This window comes from Flavivirga abyssicola, from assembly GCF_030540775.2.
In the GTDB taxonomy this organism is placed as follows: domain Bacteria; phylum Bacteroidota; class Bacteroidia; order Flavobacteriales; family Flavobacteriaceae; genus Flavivirga; species Flavivirga abyssicola.
In genome coordinates, this window is record NZ_CP141266.1 from 2,768,844 (window position 1) to 2,791,790 (window position 22,947).

Sequence of the window (22,947 nt, forward strand, 5' to 3'; positions counted from 1 at the left end):
TAAATTAGACAATCAGTTAGAAATTATCCTAAAAAAGATCATATGTCTCTAGAATTGAAGCCTTAAGCTTACATTAGGTGTGATACCGAGAGATTCATTTTCAACAGTATTAATCTCATTATTGTCATTCAAAGTATAATAGGTATTTATAATGTTTTTTTTATTTAAAACATTCCAAACTGATGCGCCTATGGTTGCTCGTGTTACATCAGAAATATTAAAATTATAAGTCGCGGAACAATCTGCACGTAAATAATCATCTAAATTGGCACTATTAGGATTTGTGTAAGTTATACCCCTGTCATTTGAGTCTTGATTTGAACTCGGAAGCGTAATAGGTTTACCAGTATGCCAATTGAGTCCTAACGCTAATTTAAGGCCATTTTGTGTATAAGCTCCGGCAAAAGAAAATGTATGCTTAATATCTGCATTATTAGGGAATTTTTTACCATCATTCAAAGATGGGAAAATGTAATTATTATCATTATAAGAATAGGAAATCCAACTGCTTAAAATATTTCCAAATTGTTTATTTAATAAGAAATCGACTCCCTGAATTTCATAACTTCCTATACTATTTATAAATTGATATTGGTTTTGAAACCCTTGACTTCTGGTCGTTATACCATCTACTTTTTTTATATATGCTTCAGCACTTATTAATAGTTTGTTTTTGTTATAGTGAATACCTGCCGAAAGTTGTTTGCTTTTTATTACAGGAACAGGATAGATGGTTTTATTATTAATAACAATATTCTCTTCATTGTTGTTAGATAGTACCCATCGACGATTTTCAATACCTAAAAAATCGTTTTGTAAATCAATAATTTGAGACGTTGTTTGGTGTTTGAATTCCCCTAAAACTTCAAATTTAAAATTATTTAAAAAACGTTGACTAAACCTTAATCTAGGTTCTGCTAAAAATAACTTAAACTTATTTATATAATTTAAACGACCCCCTATTTTTAATTTGGTTTTGGCATTATTAGATAAAAGAGACGTTTCTGCATAAAAGGCATGGCTCCTAATAACATTTTTAATAAAGCTTCTAAAAGCAGGGTTGTTAACGTCTTCTAAATTGCTAATCCCAACTTCAGAGAATTGATAGCCTCCGTTTATTTTCAGATAGCGATTATGCTTATAGTTAATATCAAACCTTGAAGAGCCATCATAAACTTCGTTTTCCTGAATGAGTCGCTGATCATTAAAAATGTCATAATTTGTAGCATCTAAATCATAATTAGAAACATAAACTTGATATGTTGTAGAAAGCTTGTTGGTCCAATCTCTGGTATAAGTTAATCCAATTGCTGAGTTTTGTTGAGATAGTTTACTATTTAAGGCTTCATCTCTATCATTAATTGTAGATTGTTCATCATAATTTAGTTTGTTATTCACGTTTAGCAAATGAAATCTAATTTTATCTTTTTTAGAGATATCATATAAAAACTTTGCATTAATATCATAAAAATAAAACGTTTCATTTTGAGAAATAGAATTATTACTGGATTTACTAAAATCTGAATCTTCAAAAACACGTTTAAGGTATTGATCGTATGTCGGAGTAATCACTAAATCGGTAACGGAACGTCGTGTTGATAATTGTAACTCTGTTTTTTTTGATAATGGAATTTTAACATATGCATCCGTATTAATCAAATTAAAACCAATCCCTCCTTTAAACTCGTTATCAATGTCATTGGGTAATTCTATATCTATGATACTTGAAATGCCATCGCCGTATTTGGCACTGGTTCCATTTTTATATATGTTAACACGTTTCGTTGTATGTGGATTGAAGGCTGAAATAAGTCCGAAAAAATGTCCGGATTGATACATTTTTATACCATCCCATAACAATAAATTCTGGTCGTGTGTTCCACCTCTAACATTTATATTAGATACTTTTTCATCAGTGCTTAAAACACCTGGAAGTGCCTGAATAGTTTGTAAAACATCGGGTTCTATTAAACCGGGAAGAATGCCAAAAGATTCTGGTTTTATACTAATGGAACCGTCATTTAATTTGGTAATACCATTGGTAAGATAGTTAGTAACAACAATCTCTTTAAGTTTTTGTACTCTGTAGTTGTCCTTTTCTTTTTCTAAACGTTTAATAGCTATGAATCGGCTATCTAATAATTCAAAATCAAGTTTAATTTTCTCTTTTAGAAATTCTAAAAGATTAACTAATGTTAAGTCTTCACTTGGTAAGGTAGTTTCTTTATCCTTAATAGTTTCGTCTGCATAAGAGAAACTGATGTTATGGCGTGCTTCAAGAATATTTAAAATAGTAGAAAGTGGTTGCTTTTCTTTTTGAGTATTTTGAGCTTTAAGGCTGGAAACATTCAAAAAAAATACTATAGAAAAAAAAGAAAGAAGTACTTTTCTACTCACGTTTTAAAATTATAGTATTGTTTGTTTTACTATAAGTTACACGTAAAGGTAAGGTAATTGCTTTTATAGCCACATCTATATTATTGTGGGCAAAGCTACCTGTAAATAGTTGATTTGAATCAATATTCATTAAAGTAATAGAAACACCGTATTGTCTTTCAAATTCAGCAATAACTGTTTTGTAAGGAGCACTTTTAAAAGTACTTTCATTATTTAACCACGAAGGCTGTGAGCGGTTTTCTTTTTCTTTAGCAATTATTTCCCCATCGATAATTAAAAAACTGTCACCAGGATTTAACTTCGTTTCTCGAGAATTGTAATGAACGCCAACTAAACCTTCGTAGCAAATAACTTCAAAATAATTGTCCCATTGTTTTACATTAAACTGGGTTCCGTAAACAGTAACAAGTCCTGTTTTTGTTTTTACTTTAAATGATGATCCTTTAGCAACTTTAAAAAAAGCTTCACCATTAAGTTCTACTTCTCTATTGTGTTTCCAATCTTTTTTATTGAATGTTAATATCGATTTTGCATTTAACGAAACACTAGAAGTATCTGGTAGTTCTACGGTTGTTTTTTGTGCAAACTCAGTAGTAATTGTAGTGTCTAAAGTCGTTGTATAATAGTATAAACTAAAGCAAATAGCAAGTATAGCAGCAACACGCATAAATGGTTTAAACCATTGTGTCGATTGCTTTTTATTACTTTTAATAGTATTTAAAACAGTATCTAATTCTTCAGAAGTGTTATAATCATCTACTTTAAAAGCTTGTAAGCCTTGGTTTAACTTTACTAAATCATCATACTCTTCAAGCGCTTTAAACGCCTCAAGTTCCTGATCATTCAGATCGTTATCCAACCATTTCGATATTAAAATGTCTCTGTTCATGATTCCTTAATTCAACTATATAACAATTAACTTTTATTTTTCCCTACCCTTAATTTGATTTTTTTTCAAAAAAGTTTAAATTTCAGTGTTCAGTGTTCAGTGTTCAGTGTTCAGTGTTTGATAAGAAGTAAAAGATACGAAATAGAAAAACCAAATTCAAAAAGCTTAATTTCCTAACTCCTAACTCCTAACTCCTAACTCCTAACTCCTAACTCCTAACTCCTAACTCCTAACTCCTATACTTCACAACTCCTTAATATCTTTCCGTAATTTTTCTAAAGCACCATAAATACGTTTTTCGACAGCTTTAGTAGAAATACCTAAAAGTTCTGCAATTTCTTTAAAACGTTTTCCTTCAACGCGATTCATCATAAAAGCAACACGCTGTGCTTCCGTTAAATTAGCTAGTGCTTTTTGTAATTTATCATGATACTCATGCTCCTGCATTAAAAATTCAGGATTTTCATTAGTATACATTTTAGGTTTGGTTTGCTGATGTTTTAGAACAACCTTTTGGTGTGCTGTTTCATTCAGCATTAAATTATTAGCCGTAGTAAAAACAAAACTCTTTGCTTTATCTGGAGAAACCTTAGCGCAGTTTTCCCAAAGCTTAACAAAAGCCTCCTGTACTTTGTCTTTTGGGTTTAGTAATTCACCAAACTTATAGTATAAAAAATTGTGTAAATCTTTAGAGTGTTTATTAAATATGGAAGAAAACATACGCTCTTCACAAATGTTTTCATGTAACTGTTTATCCATGTATTATTGGCGATTGATCACGCTAAATTAAAAAAAAACGAAACCAAAGGGTAGGAATTTTTAAAGTTATCCTGTTTTATAAATAAAAAAGCTATGTTTAACCCAAAATTAAATGTTATGAAATCAAAAATGAGAACATTATTATTAATGCCTTTTTTTGCCCTTTTATTCTTTACTTCTTGTCAAGAAGAAAAAGTTGATATTACACCACCTGCAGAAAGTGAGGCTCTTGTTGCAAATTCAGAACTAACAAGTTTTATTAGTGCCACATCTGCCAAAGACGGATCTGCAGATAATATTATTGATAAAGCAAGTTGTTTGTCTGTTGAATTACCAGTAACTGTTATTGTTAACGGTCTTGAAATTATTGTAGACTCTACTGAGGACTATAAAGTCATTGAAGCTATTTTTAATGAGTTTGAAGATGACGATGATAAACTAGAGATTGTTTTTCCTATAACTATTGTTTTAGCTGATCATACGGAGATTGTTCTTAATAATCGTACCGATTTAGAAAATTTAATAGAGGAATGTAAAGGTGAAAATGAACCAGACGATGATATTGAGTGTATCGATTTTCAGTATCCAATATCTTTTTCAGTTTACGATACAGAATTTCAGGTTATAGATGTTATTACTGTTGAAAATGACAGACAATTACACCGTTTTGTTAAACGTGTTGCCAATGCTGAAGTTTTAGCAAGTCTTAATTTTCCGGTAACTATGATTTATGCTGATGGTTCTACTACAGTTGTAAATAACAATGAACAATTAGAAAGCACTATAAACGAAGCAAAAGATGATTGTGATGAAGATGATGATAATGATTATGGTGATGACGATTTTACTAAAGAACGTTTAGATGAGTATTTAAAAATTTGCCCTTGGGTTGTTCATGAATTTAAAAGAGACAATCAAGATAACACACCTGAGTACAAAGAATATGCTTTAAACTTTAAAGAAGATGGTGTAGTTGTAATGCGTGCAAGAGGTGGAGATATTTTAACAGGTACCTGGAATACGCGTGTAACTGACAGGGGAGCGCTTTTAAAGTTAGAATTTGATACGCTTGCTGACTTTACTTTAGAGTGGATTGTATATGATATTGAATATGGTAAAATCAAGCTTTATGAAGTTGGAGGTAACAGAATCATTATGAAGAAAAACTGTGATGTTGTTATAGATCATACTAAAGAAAGAGTTGAAAATTATTTACAGGAATGTTTATGGAGAATAGCACGATTAAATGTTGATGGTGCCGATAACGAAAAAGATTATATAGGAACGCCTTTAAAATTCTTTGAAAATAATATTGTTAAAATTAGAGTAAACGGTGAGTTGGTTGAAGGTACTTATGAAGTATTGGTAAGAAATACTGGCTTAGGTTTAAGCATAGACCTTGAAGGTAGACCAAACTTAAAGTTAGAATGGTTAATTACATTCCTTGAGCCAGGTTTAATAAAACTAGAATCAATAAATAACAGGGAGAATAAAATGGTGTTGAAAAGACACTGTCCAGAAGGCGATGAAGATATAAACTATATTGATGATGTTCTTATAAGTAGCCTATGGGAAGTTGCTACATACATTGGATATGACAATGTGAATAAAACGGATGAGTTCTTAGGGTATAAAATAGATTTTCTGGAAAATGGTTACATTAAAGTAACAGATCCAAATACTGGTATTATAGATGGTTCTTGGTTAGCTTATAGAAATGATGGTTTATTCCTTGGTATGCATTTCGGAATTGAAGCACCGTTTGATGACCTTAACCACAGATGGGCAATAAAATCCATTAAACCAGATAGAATAGAATTAAAAGATTACAATGCCAATGGAGGTATTGAAAGAATACTAGTGCTTGAACAAGTACAATAGTAATCCAATTGTTTTTGATTAAAAAAGGAAAAACTTATCTTTCGGTTTGTAAGGTTAATTAGAGTTAAGTATCCTTTATATGGACTGTCAAATTATATAATTTGACAGTCTTTTTTTATTCTATTTTTTATAATAAGCCACTTTATTAATACGCTTCAAATCATTAACTTTGCATTCTTAAAATTAAAAGTAAATTATGTTTAATAATTTAAGCGATAAATTAGATAAAGCCTTACACGTTTTAAAAGGGCATGGAAGCATCACAGAAGTTAATGTAGCCGAAACTTTAAAAGAGGTTCGTCGTGCGTTACTTGATGCCGATGTTAATTTTAAAATAGCTAAAGAATTTACCAAAAGAGTTAAAGAAAAAGCACTTGGTCAAAATGTGTTAACAACACTACAGCCAGGTCAGTTAATGGTTAAAATCGTAAAAGATGAGTTAACTGAGCTTATGGGAGGAGATGCAGAAGGTCTGAATCTTTCCGGTACTCCAAGTGTTATTTTAATGTCTGGTTTACAAGGTTCTGGTAAGACAACTTTTTCTGGTAAACTCGCTAATTATCTTAAAAATAAAAAAACTAAAAAACCATTATTGGTAGCTTGTGATGTGTATCGACCAGCGGCGATTGATCAATTACATGTTGTAGGTGATCAAATAGGCGTTGAGGTTTTTAGTGATAGAGGAAATAATGATCCTGTTGCGATTTCTAAAGCAGGTATTGCTCATGCAAAAGCTAACGGACATAATGTAGTGATTATTGATACCGCAGGTCGTTTGGCTGTTGATGAGGCCATGATGACCGAAATATCAAACATTCATAAGGCTATCCAACCACAGGAAACATTGTTTGTTGTAGATTCTATGACAGGACAAGATGCAGTTAATACAGCAAAAGCCTTTAACGATATATTGAATTTTGATGGTGTTATTCTAACAAAATTAGATGGTGATACTCGTGGTGGAGCGGCAATTTCTATAAAATCTGTAGTAAACAAGCCAATCAAATTTATTGGTACAGGTGAAAAAATGGAAGCTATTGATGTTTTCTATCCATCACGTATGGCAGATCGTATTCTTGGAATGGGAGATGTCGTTTCTTTAGTTGAAAGAGCACAAGAACAATTTGATGAACAAGAGGCTCGTAAACTTCAAAAGAAAATTGCTAAAAACCAGTTTGGTTTTGATGATTTCTTAAAGCAAATTCAGCAGATTAAGAAAATGGGGAACATGAAAGATCTTATGGGAATGATTCCTGGTGCTGGTAAAATGATGAAGGATATTGATATAGATGATGATGCTTTTAAAGGTATTGAAGCCATTATTCACTCTATGACCCCTAAAGAAAGAAGCAATCCATCTATTATAAATTCAAGTAGAAAAATACGTATTGGAAAAGGCTCTGGAACTTCTGTTCAGGAAGTCAATCAATTGTTAAAGCAATTTAATCAAATGAGTAAGATGATGAAGATGATGCAAGGTGGCGGAGGCAAAAAAATGATGCAAATGATGAAGGGAATGCGTTAGTTTTGTTAGAAGTTAGAAGTTAGAAGTTAGAAGTTAGAAGTTAGAAGTTAGAAGTTAGAAGTTAGAAGTTAGAAAGTGGATTTTTCACCAAATACCAAACAGAAAATAATGACAATCTTAGACGGGAAAAAAGTTAGCAATGATATTAAAAATGAAATTGCAGTCGAAGTTCAAAAAATAAAAGATAAAGGAGAGAAAGTACCTCATTTGGCAGCAATCATTGTAGGCAACGATGGTGCAAGTTTAACCTACGTTGGAAGTAAAGTAAAAGCATGTGAACGTGTTGGTTTTGAGTCCACTTTGGTACAAATGTCTAATACAACAAGTGAAGTTGAATTATTAGACAAAATTAAAGAACTTAATGAAAACCCAGAGATAGATGGTTTTATAGTTCAGTTACCATTACCACCGCAAATTAATGAGCAAAAAGTATTATTAGCTGTAGATCCGGATAAAGATGTAGACGGTTTTCACCCTACAAATTTTGGTAAAATGGCTTTAGATATGTCTACCTTTATTCCAGCAACCCCATTTGGTATTTTAGAATTACTAGATCGTTATGGCGTAGAGACAAAAGGAAAGCATACCGTTGTTATTGGTCGTTCTCATATCGTGGGTAGACCTATGAGTATTTTAATGGGACGTAAAGGGTTTCCAGGTAATTCTACCGTAACCTTAACACATAGCCATACTAAAAACATCACTCAAATTACATCACAAGCAGATATTATTATTTCAGCACTAGGAGTTCCTAATTTCTTAAAGGCAGAAATGGTTAAAGATGATGCTGTTATTATAGATGTAGGTATTACAAGAGTTACAGACGAAACAAGACCAAGGGGCTATAGAATAGTTGGAGATGTAGATTTTGCAAATGTTAGTAAAAAAGCAAGCTATATTACACCAGTTCCTGGTGGTGTTGGACCTATGACAATTGCTATGTTACTTAAAAATACATTACTTGCTAGAGAGAGGCATAATATATAAACAACAATATAATTAACTTATATAAATGCGTTATGAATTTTTTTAATTTGTAACGCATTTTTTGTTAAATAGAAGTGTTATTATAAATATAAAAGTGATGCAGGTTAGTAGTATCATTTTTTTAATTTTAATAGATAATATTAGTAACTAAATTTAGTTATTATATAGTTATCTGTAATTAAATGCTATGAGTAAAATAACAAACTTCTCTAAAGAAAGTAAATGCGTATTTGAAGAAATTGATAGGCTACAAAGATTAAACGATCTTTTGGTTATGATTCTTATTTGTCTTTTTGTACTCCTATTAACAGTATTGTATTTTTATAAATAGATTTTTATTTAGCAAACAATTGCCCTATATCCTTAAAAGATTTAAACTCCAAAGCATTACCCGAAGGATCTTTAAAAAACATGGTAGCCTGTTCTCCAATTAAACCTTCAAAACGAATATAAGGTTCAATAATAAAATCAATGTTTTTATTGCTTAAATTTTCTGCAAAAGCATGAAAAATGTCCCAAGGTAAGACAATCCCAAAGTGTGGTACAGGAACACTTTTTCCATCTACCGGATTAGTATGTAGATTAAGCTCTTCTTCTTTTGGTTTATAATGAATCACCAATTGATGACCGAAAAAGTTAAAATCTACCCAAGAATCGCTGCTTCGTCCTTCTTCGCAACCTAAAATATCTCTATAAAAAGCTCTGCATTCTGGGAGGTTATAAACAGGTATCGCTAAATGAAAAGGAGCTATGGAACTGTTCATAATCGATATTTATTTTTTTATCCTGCTAGGAGGTTTTTGATATTCTTTAGATGAATTACTAATTAAAAGATTTAACTCGCTAAATTCTTCTTTTGTCAATTCTCTATAGTCGCCAATAGGCATATCCATTTTAATGTTCATAATCCTAACACGTTTAAGAGTTTGTACCTCATAATTTAGATACTCACACATACGTCGGATTTGCCTGTTTAAACCCTGTGTTAAGATGATTTTGAACTTATAAGTGCTTAGTTTTTCAACTTTACATTTTTTAGTCACCCTGTTTAATTCTGCTAAAGGAATGCCCCCCGACATACGTTCTATAAATGTTTGAGATATAGGTTTATCTACCGTTACAATATATTCTTTTTCATGATTATTGCTGGCTCGTAGAATTTTGTTGACTATATCACCATCATCGGTTAACAGAATTAAACCTTCACTAGGCTTATCTAACCTGCCAATAGGGAAAATACGTTTAGGGTAATTTATAAAGTCGATGATGTTGTCTTTTTCAATAGAAGTATCAGTCGTACAAACAATCCCAACAGGTTTGTTAAAAGCTATATAGACAAAGCTTTCTTTCGTGTTTTTAACTTCTTTGCCATCTACATGCACAATATCTCCAAGAGCTATTTTAGTGCCCATTTCTGGGATAACTCCATTTATTGTAACACGTCCAGCTTCAATAAGTTTATCAGCTTCACGGCGCGAACAATATCCAACTTCACTTAAAAATTTATTAATACGCTTTAACTGTATTTCCATGCTTCAAAAGTACAACATTTTATGCGTTTAAGAAGTCAACAATATAATTGTAAATAGTCTCGTTTTTTAAGCCGTGACCAAAACCTTTCGTATTAATAAATTGTACTTTTTCGTAATTCTTTTTGAATTTTAAACCTTCTATGTAAGGGATAATTCTATCTTTTTTGTCATGAATTGCTAATACTCTGGCATCTATTTCTTTTATGAAATCAGGAGCAGAATAGTATTCTGGTAAATGATTATATGCTTTTAATACATATTGTTCCATAGCCTTAGACACTCTATTATTATATCCCATCATGGTTTCATAGCGTTTAAAAACATCAACAAAATCTGCTGGAGCACCTAATATGACTATTTTTTTAATAGATTCTAATTGGTAATTATATTGCGAAAAAATAGTTGATGTACCTCCAACAGAATGACCTATTAACGTGTGTACTTTGAATTTTTTTGCAACAGTATGAATACATTCAGAATAAAAAAGGGCATTAAACAGTTTTCCTCCAGAAGCACCATGAGCAGGAGCATCTAGTGCAATAATGGTGTAGTCTAAAGCTTTTAGAATTTCAATTAAACTTTTCCATCTGTAAGTGTTACTCTCCCAACCGTGGGCTAATAAAATAGTTTCTTTTTTTCCTTTCCAAAGGTAGGTTTTTATCGAAATATTTTCGTGGATGACATCTTCTTGAACAGCCGTGTTTAGGTATTGAGTAGCTTCATCGTCAAGTCGTCCTTTCTGAGGCGTTGAAAATAATTTAATCGCTAATTTTGCAGCATATTTTGGCGAAAAGTAACTTATAAAGTTTATAAGAAACCCAATGAATTTTAAAAAACGTGTATTCATTCAGATTCTCTATTTACCAGATCAATAGAAAACGCAGGGGTGCAAATCGCTAGATATTCACATGTTTCGGTGAAAGGATTGGAATATTGAACTCTTGTATTCTTTTCAATTTTAATAGATTGACCAGCTTCTAGAACAATAGTTTCATCTTCAATAATAAATTGTTTTTTGCCTTTTATTATAAAGGTAAATTCATCAAATTCTGGAGTTTGAAAAGGTTCACTCCATCCAGAAGGCGCCACCATATGAGCTATGCTAATTTGCGAATTACCATCTGTGGCTATTCCAAAATGTTCTTTTATTATTTTTCCATCGTTTGTAGGAACAACGAACGGGTTATTTTGAATTGTATATTTTTTTTGTGCCATGTCATACTTATTTTTCTTCAAACTTCAAACTTCAAACTTCAAACTATTTCAAAGGTCTCTTCTTAATCATCCCTCCTTTTAAATCCTTAACAACTCCCATAATAATAAACGCATTTCTATCAATTTTATCAATTTCCGTTTGTAGTTTGGCAAGTTCCAGACGTGTTACAACCGTATAAATAATATCTTTATCGTAGCTATAACCTTGCTTACCATAACCTCCTTTACCAGCATATATTGTACAGGCACGTCTTAGTTTTTCAGTGAGCATAATTCTTAGCTCCTCATGGTTGTTTGAGATGATGGTTACTCCAACATATTCTTCTACACCATCTACCACAAAATCGACTGTTTTTGCTGCTGCCAAGTAAGTAAGCATGGCATAAAGCGCTGTTTCAATAGAAAGTGTATAGGCGCCTACTGCAAATATTATAACATTGATCAATAATAAAACATCCCCAATGGTTAACGATAATTTTCTGCCTAAAAATATAGCCAAAACTTCAGTGCCATCTATAACACTTCCACCACGTATAGACATGCCAATTCCAAAGCCTAAAAAGAATCCACCAAAAACAGCGATTAATAATTTGTCTTCGGTAACAATAGGATAATTTACAAAGTGTACAACGATAGCTAAAAGTGTTATAGCTATGATACTTTTTATTGCAAACCGGATACCAATAGTTCTAGAGGCAAGAATTAAAAAAGGGAGGTTAACCAAAACTAATAATAAACCTAAATTTAGTGATGTAACGTTTTCTAATAATAGGGAAATACCTGTAGCACCACCATCAATAAATTTATTTGGTAATAAAAAGCCTTTTAACCCAAAACCAGCAGAAAAAACACCAATTATAATAAAAAAGTATTCTTTAATAGCATGCGATAATTCAACTTGAAACCGTCTTACCAGTGGAACTATTTGCTTTTTGCTAACAGGTTTGTCTACCTGTTTTTTTTCAAGTCTTTTTCGAGCTAAATCTATTAATAGTTTTGATAAGAATGGGTTCATTTATTTGCTAATGCATATTCCAGTTTAAGAAAAAGTACTTTATTTTAGCGTTCTCAGGAATATGCATGGCTTCAATTTCTACATCCATATTAAACCTGAGATTGGCAGGAAGTTCTTCTTTATCTATGACAAAACTTGCGTTTAGTTCATTTACAGTAATAAGAACAGAGTTTATTAGATTATTTATTTTTGAAACTTTATAAGTCCCCGAAATATCTTTAAAAGTGCTTAGAGTTGTAATGCCTTTATCGGTTTTATACCTGGGGTCAATGATTTGAATACTTTCAATAGTTGAAGTTGAATCTAAAGCTTGTTCTGGAGTTAGAACTAAAAGCTTTTTACCGCCTTTTTCAAATATTTCTATATTGTTTTTACTTCCTGCAAATTCATCGCCACTAGTAAATTTGACTAAAGAATCATTGACAAAAACATTTTTAAGGTCTTTAACCTGAGTTGAATCTGTTAATAGTCCTAAGTGGTGTTTGCCTACTTCAAAAGGATCTTGTTCTTTGTTACAGCTGGAAAATAAAAGACCAAGAATAATAAGACTTAAAAATGTTTTATACATTATTTAAAAATGATTTATGGGGTTGGTTAGTATTAATTTAGACTTACTTTTTGAGTACTTTGGTTAAAATACCAAAAACACTTCTTATAAAAGTTGCACTTGTGAGTACTTTAACAATGGGATTCATTCTAGTACTTGCTCTTCTGGAACTTGTTGTTCTTCGTTTTTTGGATTCAGCCTTTTTAAGAGCTTCTTGTTCTTGTTTTGCTTTTTCTTTAGCTTCTTCTGCTTCAGCTAGTTTTATTTTTTCGTTGAGCATCTCATAAGCACTTTCCCGATCAATATCCTTATTGTATTTTTTTACCAATTTTGATTTTGAAAGTAGTGTGCTTAATTCTACATCGGTTAAAACATCCATTCTACTCATGGGAGCGCGCATCATAGTGGCTGCTAATGGGGTAGGTCTCCCTTTTTCATCCAAAGCAGATACTAAAGCTTCACCAATACCTAAGGATGTTAAAACTTCGGTAGTATCGTAATACTCAGAGTCCGGATAATTTTCTGCGGTAAGTTTTATGGCTTTTCGATCTTTGGCTGTAAAAGCTCTAAGCGCATGTTGTACTTTTAAACCTAGCTGACCCAAAACAGCTTCAGGAACATCTGTAGGGTTTTGAGTTACAAAATATAAGCCTACACCTTTACTTCGTATTAGTTTAACAATACTCTCTATTTGATTTAATAATGCTTTTGATGCCTCATTAAAGATTAAATGAGCTTCGTCAATAAACAGGATTAATTCGGGTCTGTCGCTATCACCTTGCTCAGGAAATGTCGAGTAAATTTCGGCTAATAAGCTCAGCATGAATGTTGAGAATAATTTAGGTCTATCTTGAATATCTGTTAACCTGATGATGTTAATATAACCGCGTCCATCTTCATCAATTCTTAATAAATCTTGAGTGTCAAAAGAAGTTTCTCCAAAAAATAAATCGGCACCTTGCTGTTCTAACTCAACGACTTTACGTAAAATAGCACCTGTGGATGCTGTCGAAATTCTACCATAGGCTTCAGTGAATTCTTTTTTTCCTTCTTGAGTGGCGTACTGCAATATTTTTTTAAAATCTTTTATATCTAGAATAGGGAGCTTATTATCATCGCAATATTGAAATATGACTGCCACAACTCCAGACTGTGTTTCAGATAAATCTAAAATCCTGGAGAGTAAAACAGGTCCAAATTCGGTAACGGTAGCTCTCAGGCGTACCCCGTCTTGTTCAGAAAGTGTTAATATCTCAACAGGGAAAGCCTTGGCATCAAATGGTAAGCCTATTTTTTCATGGCGTTCATCAATTTTAGGATGTCCTGGGCTAGGTTGTGCTAAACCACTTAGGTCACCTTTTATATCCATAAGTAATACAGGAATTCCTTTATCACTCAAGTTTTCGGCTAATACCTGTAAAGATTTTGTTTTCCCAGTACCAGTAGCACCAGCAATTAGACCATGGCGATTCATAGTCTTTAAAGGTATTTTTACATGCGCACCCGTAACGGTTTCACCATCTAACATGGCCGCTCCAATGGGGATAAAATCTCCTTTGGTCGCGTTGCCTTCTGTTATATAATCAAAAAAAGTTTCCTTTGTCCCCATGTGCATAATTTTGCATAAAAATACAGCAAAAATGAACAAGAAAAAAATAAGGTTTGGTTATTAAAAAATGGGACAATAAATTGCAGTAAATAATCTATTGGCGCCATTTAACCCAAATAACCCCAACAGGATCATCAACATCACTTGCTCCGTTATTTCTTACTCTTAATTGGATGTGATCTCCAGCATTAAAATCGATATTATAAGAAGTACGTGAGAAAGTTCCACTGGAAAGACTAACACGTCCGTCTAAAGTTGGATCTGTATTATTTCCTACATTTGAACCATTGATTCTAATGTCAAACGCTTTATTAGCTTGTCCGCCAGAAGAATTTATTGTCATATATACAATGGTACCATTAAAAGGCATAAGTGGACCTATATTGTCTACACCCCCTCCACCATACCATAATGTCTGGTTTGAAGCTCCACCAAAAATAGAGAATTGTAAAGCGTAACTTTCTGAACTAAGCCATTTACCTCTGGTGGCGTCGTACATAAATAATTTATCTCCTATAACCGCTAATTGTCCTGTTACTGAGCCAGTTGGTGTAGACTGCGGGTTTAGTTCTAAAGCAGGAATTCCTGTATTAGAGGTTTCTATTTCTAGTTCTGCGGTTGGAGATGTTGTGCCGATACCTACTTGGGCATGGACATAATAATGCATACAAAAAAGCAGCATTATAGAATAAGCTATTTTTTTCATTTTTGAGAGAGAGAGATTAAAAGCAATTTACTTTACTAATACTAATATATAAATAAAATACTTATGTTGTGCTATTATTTTTAATTCACTTGTTTATTTAACAGAAATAGGAATGTAGGTTTGTACCTAATATAAGTTCCACAAAATAATTTCCAGCATTTTTGTAATACTGAAATTTTGTCTTGTGTTTATCACGTGTCAATACAACACGATTATTAGCTGTTTTAAGCTGTGAATTACTTACAGGGTTTCTGTATTGTAACTCATGTTGATTCCTATCATCAAAAGAAGTTTTAATAATATCACTGTCGTTTCTTAAACTTAAGAGATATACTTCGGTTTCAGCATCAACACTAGTTTCATAATTAGAAAATCCAATTTTTGTGTTTGTTAAATCAAGCTGATTCTGTGGGTTAGTGGTATCAATACCAACTAAGGAATAAGAATAATAGCTACTTAAAAGTAGTATTACAAGGTGTGTAGTTTTTTTCATATAAGATAGATTTTTTGGGGGCTTACAAAATAAATCGATCGACAACAAATCTATGAAAACAGATTTGAAAATCAAAATATAATAATAAAAGTAATTGAATTATGTATCTTTGCAAACTATGAAAAAATCGGTTGAGTTGCAGGTAAACAAGGGTGAAATGCTGCCTTTAATGGAAGAATTTTATACCATACAAGGGGAGGGGTATCATAAAGGTACTGCTGCCTATTTTATTCGTATTGGTGGTTGTGATGTTGGATGCCATTGGTGCGATGTAAAGGAAAGTTGGAATGCTGATTTGCACCCTACTACCAAAACCGTTAAGATTGTTGAAAATGCTAAAAAATACAGTGATACAATTGTTGTCACTGGAGGAGAACCTTTAATGTGGGATATGACACTTTTAACAGATCAATTAAAAGAAAAAGGGCTTCAGGTACACATAGAAACATCTGGTGCTTATAAATTAACAGGTACCTGGGATTGGATTTGTTTATCTCCAAAAAAAATGAAATTACCGACCAAAGAGGTTTATGATAAAGCTAATGAACTTAAGGTAATTGTATATAATAAAGATGATTTTCGTTTTGCAGAAGAACAAGCTGCCAAGGTAAATAAAGATTGTATTTTGTATTTACAACCAGAATGGAGTAAGCGAGACAAAGTGGTACCGGAAATTGTGGATTATGTTATGGCTAACCCTAAATGGAAAGTGTCACTTCAAACACATAAGTATTTGAATATTCCTTAGATCTAAGAATGTTTAGACATTAATATTATAACTTTATTTTATTAGATGTTTTGCTGTAGTAAAAAAGACAAGAATCTTTTAAAATTAGATTACTAAGAAAAAAGGTCTTTCTTTTTATTGAAAGACCTTTTTTCTTTGACTGGATTATTTTGTTTTAACTTAAAATTCAGCCTCGCTGCTCAATAAGGAGCATAGATTACTTTGTAAAAGGAACTGCAACTCTAGTAGTATCCCATCCTAAATGCATATTTATAGCTCCGTTTGCTTCATCAAATGTAATAGAGAATGCTTCTAAAGATTCACCAGATGTTACAGGTACCGATAAACGAGCCACATCATTTGCTTCTTTATAGAAATAAGATCCCCATACATTTAAATCCTTACTAATAATAGCTGTCCACTCTTTATCTCCTGGAATGGCATAAAACGTGTATGTTCCAGCTTTTATAGAAGTATTTCCTAATTTCATGTCTGTGTAAAGAGTTAATTCTGCAGCTTCATTAGCTCCCAGTCTCCAAACCTTACCATTGGGAGCCAGTTTACTAAGCGCTCTTCCTTTAAGTTGTGGTCTGCTGTAAACAATCTTAATAAGTTTATTGGCATCCTTGTAGCTCGTTGGAAATGCTGCTGCATCCATCGGGCTTTTGTCAAGCTTAGAAAATTTTTGTGCACCTACATTTGCAGATAATAACATAATGAAAGCAAAAGCTATGGATGTAATAAATGTTGATTTTTTCATAATGATTTTTTAAGAATTTGATTAGGTTTAAAGATAAATGTAAATTGTGTTAAGGTTTTTGTAAAAGTCGTTAGTGGATGTTAAAGTTTACATTTTAAGGCAAAAAAAGGTCTGAAAAGCGTCATTCAGAACGTAGTGAAGAATCTCTTAAAATATAAACCTTTGTTTATTGTGTTTTTGAGATTTTTCGACTGCGCTCAAAATGACAGGTTTTAAGCTTTTCAGACCTTTTTATAGTATTTTAAAATGTGTAAAAATTATTTTTTCATCACTTTTACATTCATTTCTTCAACTTTTTTATTTGATAATACAGAAGGTGCACCAAATAGTAAATCTTCACTGGTTCCTGTTTTTGGGAACGCCATAACCTCGCGAATGGATGCTTTTTTCTCTAATATCATCATCAATCTATCAACACCCCAAGCTATTCCACCGTGTGGTGGTGCTCCATAATGGAAGGATTTATACATCGTACCAACACTTTTAAGCATCTCTTCTTTATTGTACCCCATATTTTTATAGGTAGCTTCCAGAATTTCAGGTTTGTGAGCACGAACAGAACCACCGCCAATCTCGTAACCATTTAAAATGAGGTCGTATTGCTGTGCAATAATGTTCCCAATGTCATCTTCTTTGCCATTCATATGCTTATCAATATCATAAATAGCGGGCATTGAGAATGGATTATGAGTGAATGTCCAACGGCCTTCATCTGTTTTTTCAAACATAGGGAAATCTACTACCCAAGCAGGTCTTAATTCCTTCGGATTGATTAAACGCAGCATACTGCCCAATTCTTGACGTACTGCATCCAATGCTTTATTCGCTGTGGCATAGTCTGCAGCAGAGAAAAATACAATGTCACCAATCTGTGCATTGGTTGTTTTAATAATACCAGCTGCAATGTCTTCACCTAAAAATTTAATGATAGGTGATTGTAAATCGTTTTCGTTAACAATAATATATGCTAAACCACCTAAGCCATGTTGTTGGGCGATAGCTGTTAACTTTTCTATTTGCCCTTTGGATAAGCGTTTCTTTCCTTGTTCTTCAGCAGATATTTTAATACACTTTACAATACCACCTTCTTCAATAGGTTTGCTAAATACCTGAAAGGTCGTGTCTTTTACAATGTCTGTAATATCCTGTAACTGCAAGCCAAAACGTAAATCGGGTCTGTCACAGCCGTATTTATCCATTGCCTCTTTATAGGTAATGACTTCAAACGGATGCAAAATCCATTTTTTACCGTATATTTTCTTAACTATATCATTGAACATGTTCGTGTTCAAATCTATAATTTGCTGCATACTGGCATATGCCATTTCTATATCTAACTGCGTGAATTCTGGTTGACGATCGCCACGGGAATCTTCATCTCTAAAACAACGTGCGATTTGGAAATATTTTTCGTAACCACTTACCATCAACATTTGTTTAAATTGTTGAGGTGCTTGTGGCAAGGTATAAAACGCTCCTGCCTGTTTGCGCGTAGGTACTATAAATTCTCTAGCACCTTCGTCTGTTCCTGCACTTAAAATAGGTGTTTCAATTTCTAAGAAATCGTGTTCGTCTAAGATATCTCGCATCATTTTAATGACCTTATGACGGTTTACAATAACTCTACGAACATCATCATTCCTGTGATCTAAATATTTATATTGAAAACGTGTGGTTTCATTTGTTTTAGTTGCTCTTTTTATTTCGAAAGGAAGTGTTTTAGAGAGGTTTAAAATCTCTAACTCGTAAGCTTCTAATTCTATTGTTCCAGTTCTTAAAGCCGCGTTGTAATCGTCTTCTTTACGTTGTACAAGTGTTCCTGTAACTGTTATAACCGATTCTGGTTTTAATTTTACTAGTTCGTCTAAATTAGCAAATGATTCTCTGCTTAAGCGTACTTGAAAAACTTCGTGACTAGAATCTCTTAAATCGATAAAAATAAGTTCACCATGATCACGAACACTAGATACCCATCCAGAAAAAGTGACTTTCTCAGAAATATTATCTTCAGAAATATCAGAAACTAAATGTGTTCTGTATTCGTCTTTTATAACGATAGGAATTTCCGGTAATGTTTCTTCCTGTATGTTGGTTGGTTGTTGCTGGTTACTGGTTGTTGGTTGCTCGTTGGCTGTTTGAGAACTCTGGTTTTCTAACCCTGAGCCTTGCAATTGGTTAAGAATCTCTTCACGAATGACTTTTCCAGAGGCACCTTTTCCAATAATAGCAATGACTTTACCAACTAAAATACCTGCCTTTCCTTGGTTTCCTCCTTTAATATCGTTAGCAACAGCTTCGTTTTCAGAAATTACTTTTTTAATAGCCTCCTGAATTTGAGATTCAGAAATCGTATGGTCTTCAAAATATTTATTATAATCGAAATCTCTATCTTTTAGATACGATGTAATGGCATTTTGAACGAGCACAGACGTTATCTTTTCATCCCTAAACAGTTCGAAAATCTCAATAAGATGTTCAATTCTATGAATATCGGCGTAGTCATCTGCACCAATATTATTAACTAATGTTTTTGCAACAAAAGAGGGGTCTTTGAGTTTGTTATTTATAGCGATAAAGGTTTCAGAGCGTAACGAATCCGCTGTAAAAAATTTAGCGTCTTGTGGTAATACGCCACCTTTAATCAGAATAGATTCAACAGCAAAAGGAAGTGCGCTGGTATCTACCTGAATACCGTCTACAACATCTTTAATCGAAACAAAAGGTAAATCTGGTTCTGAAATAAAACGATAATCGGCTTCAAACTCTTTTTTACGCATCGTTTTGGTCTGCTTTAATTCGGCATCCCATAAAACAGTGGTTTGTTCTGGTCGAAATTCTTTGTGTTCTAAATAATAGTTGAATTGTTTTTCAACTTCTTCCTTTAAAGCTTCTACCATAAACTTAAACGAGTTTAAGTTTTTTATTTCGGTACGCGGGTTTAGATTATAGCTGTGTTTTTTACGAAGCGATACAGAAACATCCGATTTAAACTCGCCTTTTTCAAGGTTTGCTTCAGATATTTTTAAATTCTGAACAATACGTTGAATGTATTGTGCATAAGTTGAAGCATCTTCTATGTGACGAATACATGGCTCGGTTACAATTTCAATAAGCGGCACACCGGCTTTATTAAAATCGACTAACGATACTGTTTTTTCGTGCATTAATTTAGCTGCATCTTCCTCAATATGTACCTGCGTTAAGTTAACGGTAAATTGAGACCCGTCATTTCGGAAACAAGAGACTTGTCCGTCTGGTATAATTGGATTATGAAATTGTGTAATCTGAATATTTTTCGGATTATCCGGATATTCATAATGTTTCCTGTCCCAGGAAATGACTTCGTTTTCAAAAGATGATTTTACAGCCTTTCCAAAATAAATGGCTTTGTTGATAGCCTCTTTATTAATAGCAGGTAATACGCCCATTTGTCCTGTGCAAACAGAGCATATATTTTCGTTTGGTGTTTCTATGTCGCCGTTTGGACAAGCACAAAATAACTTGGTTTTAGTATTTAATCGAACATGTGTTTCCAGTCCGATAACCAATTCTAACTCGTGGGCTTTTAATGCCGCGTCTAATTGTTCCAGTTCCATTATATCGTATCTTTTAAGAAGTTAGCAAACTTCAAAACGAGTTCGTCATTATTTTTTGCTGCAGTAACCTGTAGCCCTGTTTGGGTGCCTTGAGGTACTGTTAAGGTTGGTAGTTGCCCCAAGCTAAACCCTACGGTGTAAGCATCAGACAAATACATAGCCAATGGGTCTTTTAAGCTATCTCCAATTTTAGGTGGTGTGCTGGGGGTAACAGGAGATAAGATAATATCCACCGCTTCAAAATCCTTTTCAAAATTCTCAGAAATAGCATCTCTTAAAGCTAGACCTTTTAAATAGATCTCATCAGAAAACCCTTGAGATAATACTTGATTACCACCAACAATTCTGCGCTTGGTTTCTTCCGAGAATTTCTCAGATCGTGTTATGGCATAAGATTCCTTTAAATCTTTATCATCAATACGGTCACCATAATTAGTACCGTCTAAGCGAGATAAATTAGAAGCTGTTTCAGCCATAGCCAGGGTATAATAAGTAGAAACCAGAATATCAGATTTAAAAAAATCCAGTTCTTTTACTTGAATACCTTTTGCTTTTATTTTTTCAATCGATGCTAAAAAGTCTTCTTTAATTTGCGCATCAATTGCTTCACTTTCAATAAAGTTTTTAAAATAACCAACTGTTTTAATATCGTCTGTATTTAAAATACTTGATTCTTCAATAGTTTCAGACGTATAAGTTGTTTGGTCTTTCGTGTCTTTTCCACTCATTGCATTTAAAACAATACGAATATCTTCCACAGATTTTGCTAAAGGACCAACACAATCTGTTGATGATGCATAAGCCATTAAACCATAACGGGATATACGTCCGTAAGTTGGTTTTAAACCATATATATTATTATAACCTGCTGGTTGACGTACAGAACCGCCAGTATCCCCTCCAATAGAAAAAATAGTATAGTCTTTAGCAACATTTACGGCAGAACCCCCGCTAGAACCACCTCCAACTAATTCTGGATTTACGGCGTTTTTAACCGCTCCAAAAATGGTATTTTCGCTAGACGATCCATGCCCAAAACTATCACAGTTTTCTTTTACTATAGGTATAGCACCTGCATTTAGTAATTTTTGAATGGCTGTGGCTGTATATGGCGATTTATAATTTTTAAGTAGGTCTGAACTTGCAGTTGCATAAGTGCCTTGAAGCATGTACACATCTTTAACGCCAAACGGTATGCCTTCAAGTAAACCAATGGTTTCTCCATTGGCAATTTTGGCATCCACATTGGCAGCTTTCTCTAAGGCTAACTCAGATAATAAAGCGTTTACCGTATTATGGGTGTTCTCTTTAAGAGCGTTTAGTTTTTCTTGTATCAAACCGACACAAGATATCTTTTTATCAACCAATTGTTGATGAATTTGTTGTATTTGAGATTCCATAACTTATGCATCTATAACTTTAGAAACTACTAAATATCCAGCTTTCTCTTTAGGGAAATTGTCTTTGATGATTTGTTTTTCCAAAGTGGAACTTTCAACCACGACATCATCCCGTAAATTATTTAAAGACACACAATTATTATGATTATTATTAAAGGGATTATTATTTGTAGTTTGTGCATTTTTAATTACGTCAAATAATCTGCTCACGGCCTTAGAAGGTTGAGCTCCTTTAATACTCGACAATACGTCGACTGTCATAATTTTACTCATGGTATAATTTTTAGATTAATAAAAAAGCCTTCCAAATTTGGAAGGCTTTATATATTTTTAAACAATAACCTTCCAATCCTAAAAATTAGGATTATTGAAATTATTATTGTTGTTATTTTTTGTCATAATACTTTTCTGTTGTCAAATATATATAGAATAAATTTACTAAACATCATTTTTTCCTTATCTAATATTTTTATTGTCAAATTAATAAAAAACTTAAAATTAATTTATTAGTTCTACAATGATTATTCGTTTAGGGCTCATTCTTTACAGAATGCTTTTTTGTTTGTTCTATTGTTTAGACTATCGCTCCGTGAAAATTGTAATAGTTTTTTAAGATAAACCTAAATTTGAGCTGTTTAATTGATTGCTTACGTTTCAACAGTTGTTTTTATTACAAATAGGTATTGGAAATTAATATAACTTTTTTTTGAGTAAAGTCGAAATTTATCCTCTAAGCGATTTTAATGTTTTTTGATTTTGCCGATCGTATAAAAAACAGTTGAAATCTATTTTAAGATACTTTTTAGGCGATTTAAGGCGTTTTTAAGAAATTAACAATTGTTGATAATTATTGGATAAAGTCTATGAAATGCTTTTTAAAGGTAAGTTGATTTCGTATATTTGTTAGAA

General features: G+C 32.7%; 20 protein-coding genes. 4 read left to right on the forward strand and 16 right to left on the reverse strand.

Annotated features, from left to right (window positions below; genetic code table 11):
• Window positions 1–48: 48 nt before the first annotated feature.
• The 3 genes from Q4Q34_RS11655 to Q4Q34_RS11665 all read right to left on the reverse strand — a co-directional run bounded on the left by Q4Q34_RS11655 (window position 49) and on the right by Q4Q34_RS11665 (window position 4,045).
• Entirely contained in the window at window positions 49–2,397 is a 2,349-nt protein-coding gene (locus tag Q4Q34_RS11655) for a TonB-dependent receptor plug domain-containing protein (protein ID WP_303318129.1), read from the reverse strand.
• Window positions 2,390–3,286 (reverse strand): FecR family protein, encoded by an 897-nt coding sequence (locus Q4Q34_RS11660; RefSeq protein ID WP_303318128.1) that lies wholly within the window; start codon window positions 3,284–3,286, stop codon window positions 2,390–2,392. Before Q4Q34_RS11660 ends, Q4Q34_RS11655 begins: the two co-directional genes overlap by 8 nt.
• Window positions 3,287–3,529: 243 nt before the next feature.
• Entirely contained in the window at window positions 3,530–4,045 is a 516-nt protein-coding gene (locus tag Q4Q34_RS11665; RefSeq protein ID WP_303318127.1) for an RNA polymerase sigma factor, read from the reverse strand.
• Window positions 4,046–4,162: 117 nt separating this feature from the next.
• On the opposite strand from Q4Q34_RS11665, the gene Q4Q34_RS11670 reads away from it, so the two are divergent.
• The 3 genes from Q4Q34_RS11670 (at window position 4,163) to Q4Q34_RS11680 (ending at window position 8,438) form a co-directional block, all read left to right on the forward strand.
• A complete protein-coding gene (locus Q4Q34_RS11670) occupies window positions 4,163–5,926 on the forward strand; it encodes a hypothetical protein (RefSeq protein ID WP_303318126.1) in 1,764 nt (587 codons plus the stop codon).
• A 196-nt stretch (window positions 5,927–6,122) separates the two neighbouring features.
• Window positions 6,123–7,451: a signal recognition particle protein gene (ffh, locus tag Q4Q34_RS11675; protein WP_303318125.1), complete on the forward strand. Its 1,329-nt coding sequence runs from the start codon at window positions 6,123–6,125 to the stop codon at window positions 7,449–7,451.
• A 108-nt stretch (window positions 7,452–7,559) separates the two neighbouring features.
• Window positions 7,560–8,438 carry a bifunctional 5,10-methylenetetrahydrofolate dehydrogenase/5,10-methenyltetrahydrofolate cyclohydrolase gene (locus Q4Q34_RS11680; RefSeq protein WP_135877626.1) on the forward strand — a complete coding sequence of 293 codons (879 nt, stop codon included), beginning with the start codon at window positions 7,560–7,562 and terminating at the stop codon, window positions 8,436–8,438.
• 335 nt (window positions 8,439–8,773) lie between these two features.
• Here Q4Q34_RS11680 and Q4Q34_RS11685 read toward each other — a convergent pair whose 3' ends face one another.
• From Q4Q34_RS11685 to Q4Q34_RS11725, 9 genes are all read right to left on the reverse strand, one after another.
• Complete coding sequence (locus tag Q4Q34_RS11685; RefSeq protein ID WP_303318124.1) at window positions 8,774–9,202, reverse strand: VOC family protein; 429 nt, start codon at window positions 9,200–9,202, stop codon at window positions 8,774–8,776.
• A gap of 9 nt (window positions 9,203–9,211) precedes the next feature.
• Entirely contained in the window at window positions 9,212–9,970 is a 759-nt protein-coding gene (gene rluF / locus Q4Q34_RS11690) for a 23S rRNA pseudouridine(2604) synthase RluF (RefSeq protein WP_303318123.1), read from the reverse strand.
• Between the two features lie 19 nt (window positions 9,971–9,989).
• Window positions 9,990–10,817, reverse strand: coding sequence for an alpha/beta hydrolase (locus tag Q4Q34_RS11695; RefSeq protein WP_303318122.1), 828 nt, complete (start codon window positions 10,815–10,817; stop codon window positions 9,990–9,992).
• A complete protein-coding gene (locus Q4Q34_RS11700; protein WP_303318121.1) occupies window positions 10,814–11,185 on the reverse strand; it encodes a cupin domain-containing protein in 372 nt (123 codons plus the stop codon). Before Q4Q34_RS11700 ends, Q4Q34_RS11695 begins: the two co-directional genes overlap by 4 nt.
• A gap of 43 nt (window positions 11,186–11,228) precedes the next feature.
• Entirely contained in the window at window positions 11,229–12,200 is a 972-nt protein-coding gene (locus tag Q4Q34_RS11705) for a YitT family protein (RefSeq protein WP_303318120.1), read from the reverse strand.
• Window positions 12,201–12,207: 7 nt separating this feature from the next.
• Window positions 12,208–12,768, reverse strand: coding sequence for a hypothetical protein (locus Q4Q34_RS11710; RefSeq protein ID WP_303318119.1), 561 nt, complete (start codon window positions 12,766–12,768; stop codon window positions 12,208–12,210).
• 43 nt (window positions 12,769–12,811) lie between these two features.
• Window positions 12,812–14,356, reverse strand: coding sequence for a helicase HerA-like domain-containing protein (locus tag Q4Q34_RS11715; RefSeq protein ID WP_303318118.1), 1,545 nt, complete (start codon window positions 14,354–14,356; stop codon window positions 12,812–12,814).
• A 94-nt stretch (window positions 14,357–14,450) separates the two neighbouring features.
• The gene (locus Q4Q34_RS11720; protein ID WP_303318117.1) at window positions 14,451–15,062 is read right to left on the reverse strand and encodes a hypothetical protein; all 612 of its coding nucleotides are present in this window, start codon (window positions 15,060–15,062) and stop codon (window positions 14,451–14,453) included.
• A gap of 97 nt (window positions 15,063–15,159) precedes the next feature.
• Window positions 15,160–15,555, reverse strand: coding sequence for a hypothetical protein (locus Q4Q34_RS11725; protein ID WP_303318116.1), 396 nt, complete (start codon window positions 15,553–15,555; stop codon window positions 15,160–15,162).
• Window positions 15,556–15,673: 118 nt separating this feature from the next.
• Here Q4Q34_RS11725 and Q4Q34_RS11730 point away from each other — a divergent pair, with 118 nt between their 5' ends.
• Window positions 15,674–16,303, forward strand: a complete 630-nt coding sequence (locus Q4Q34_RS11730; RefSeq protein ID WP_303318115.1) for a 7-carboxy-7-deazaguanine synthase QueE — start codon at window positions 15,674–15,676, stop codon at window positions 16,301–16,303.
• Window positions 16,304–16,499: 196 nt separating this feature from the next.
• Here Q4Q34_RS11730 and Q4Q34_RS11735 read toward each other — a convergent pair whose 3' ends face one another.
• The 4 genes from Q4Q34_RS11735 to Q4Q34_RS11750 form a co-directional block, all read right to left on the reverse strand.
• Window positions 16,500–17,042, reverse strand: coding sequence for a DUF2911 domain-containing protein (locus tag Q4Q34_RS11735; RefSeq protein WP_303318114.1), 543 nt, complete (start codon window positions 17,040–17,042; stop codon window positions 16,500–16,502).
• A 257-nt stretch (window positions 17,043–17,299) separates the two neighbouring features.
• Complete coding sequence (gatB/aspS, locus tag Q4Q34_RS11740; protein WP_303318113.1) at window positions 17,300–20,638, reverse strand: bifunctional amidotransferase subunit GatB/aspartate--tRNA ligase AspS; 3,339 nt, start codon at window positions 20,636–20,638, stop codon at window positions 17,300–17,302.
• Window positions 20,638–22,038, reverse strand: coding sequence for an amidase family protein (locus Q4Q34_RS11745; protein ID WP_303318112.1), 1,401 nt, complete (start codon window positions 22,036–22,038; stop codon window positions 20,638–20,640). Before Q4Q34_RS11745 ends, gatB/aspS begins: the two co-directional genes overlap by 1 nt.
• Window positions 22,039–22,041: 3 nt before the next feature.
• The gene (locus tag Q4Q34_RS11750) at window positions 22,042–22,311 is read right to left on the reverse strand and encodes an Asp-tRNA(Asn)/Glu-tRNA(Gln) amidotransferase subunit GatC (RefSeq protein WP_303318111.1); all 270 of its coding nucleotides are present in this window, start codon (window positions 22,309–22,311) and stop codon (window positions 22,042–22,044) included.
• Window positions 22,312–22,947: the final 636 nt, after the last annotated feature.

Coding starts and splice junctions, on each gene's coding strand:
- Q4Q34_RS11660 (WP_303318128.1), bottom strand. CDS start 3,286: ATGAACAGAGACATTTTAATATCGAAATGGTTGGATAACGATCTGAAT.
- Q4Q34_RS11665 (WP_303318127.1), bottom strand. CDS start 4,045: ATGGATAAACAGTTACATGAAAACATTTGTGAAGAGCGTATGTTTTCT.
- Q4Q34_RS11670 (WP_303318126.1), top strand. CDS start 4,163: ATGAAATCAAAAATGAGAACATTATTATTAATGCCTTTTTTTGCCCTT.
- ffh (WP_303318125.1), top strand. CDS start 6,123: ATGTTTAATAATTTAAGCGATAAATTAGATAAAGCCTTACACGTTTTA.
- Q4Q34_RS11680 (WP_135877626.1), top strand. CDS start 7,560: ATGACAATCTTAGACGGGAAAAAAGTTAGCAATGATATTAAAAATGAA.
- Q4Q34_RS11685 (WP_303318124.1), bottom strand. CDS start 9,202: ATGAACAGTTCCATAGCTCCTTTTCATTTAGCGATACCTGTTTATAAC.
- rluF (WP_303318123.1), bottom strand. CDS start 9,970: ATGGAAATACAGTTAAAGCGTATTAATAAATTTTTAAGTGAAGTTGGA.
- Q4Q34_RS11695 (WP_303318122.1), bottom strand. CDS start 10,817: ATGAATACACGTTTTTTAAAATTCATTGGGTTTCTTATAAACTTTATA.
- Q4Q34_RS11700 (WP_303318121.1), bottom strand. CDS start 11,185: ATGGCACAAAAAAAATATACAATTCAAAATAACCCGTTCGTTGTTCCT.
- Q4Q34_RS11705 (WP_303318120.1), bottom strand. CDS start 12,200: ATGAACCCATTCTTATCAAAACTATTAATAGATTTAGCTCGAAAAAGA.
- Q4Q34_RS11710 (WP_303318119.1), bottom strand. CDS start 12,768: ATGTATAAAACATTTTTAAGTCTTATTATTCTTGGTCTTTTATTTTCC.
- Q4Q34_RS11715 (WP_303318118.1), bottom strand. CDS start 14,356: ATGGGGACAAAGGAAACTTTTTTTGATTATATAACAGAAGGCAACGCG.
- Q4Q34_RS11720 (WP_303318117.1), bottom strand. CDS start 15,062: ATGAAAAAAATAGCTTATTCTATAATGCTGCTTTTTTGTATGCATTAT.
- Q4Q34_RS11725 (WP_303318116.1), bottom strand. CDS start 15,555: ATGAAAAAAACTACACACCTTGTAATACTACTTTTAAGTAGCTATTAT.
- Q4Q34_RS11730 (WP_303318115.1), top strand. CDS start 15,674: ATGAAAAAATCGGTTGAGTTGCAGGTAAACAAGGGTGAAATGCTGCCT.
- Q4Q34_RS11735 (WP_303318114.1), bottom strand. CDS start 17,042: ATGAAAAAATCAACATTTATTACATCCATAGCTTTTGCTTTCATTATG.
- gatB/aspS (WP_303318113.1), bottom strand. CDS start 20,638: ATGGAACTGGAACAATTAGACGCGGCATTAAAAGCCCACGAGTTAGAA.
- Q4Q34_RS11745 (WP_303318112.1), bottom strand. CDS start 22,038: ATGGAATCTCAAATACAACAAATTCATCAACAATTGGTTGATAAAAAG.
- Q4Q34_RS11750 (WP_303318111.1), bottom strand. CDS start 22,311: ATGAGTAAAATTATGACAGTCGACGTATTGTCGAGTATTAAAGGAGCT.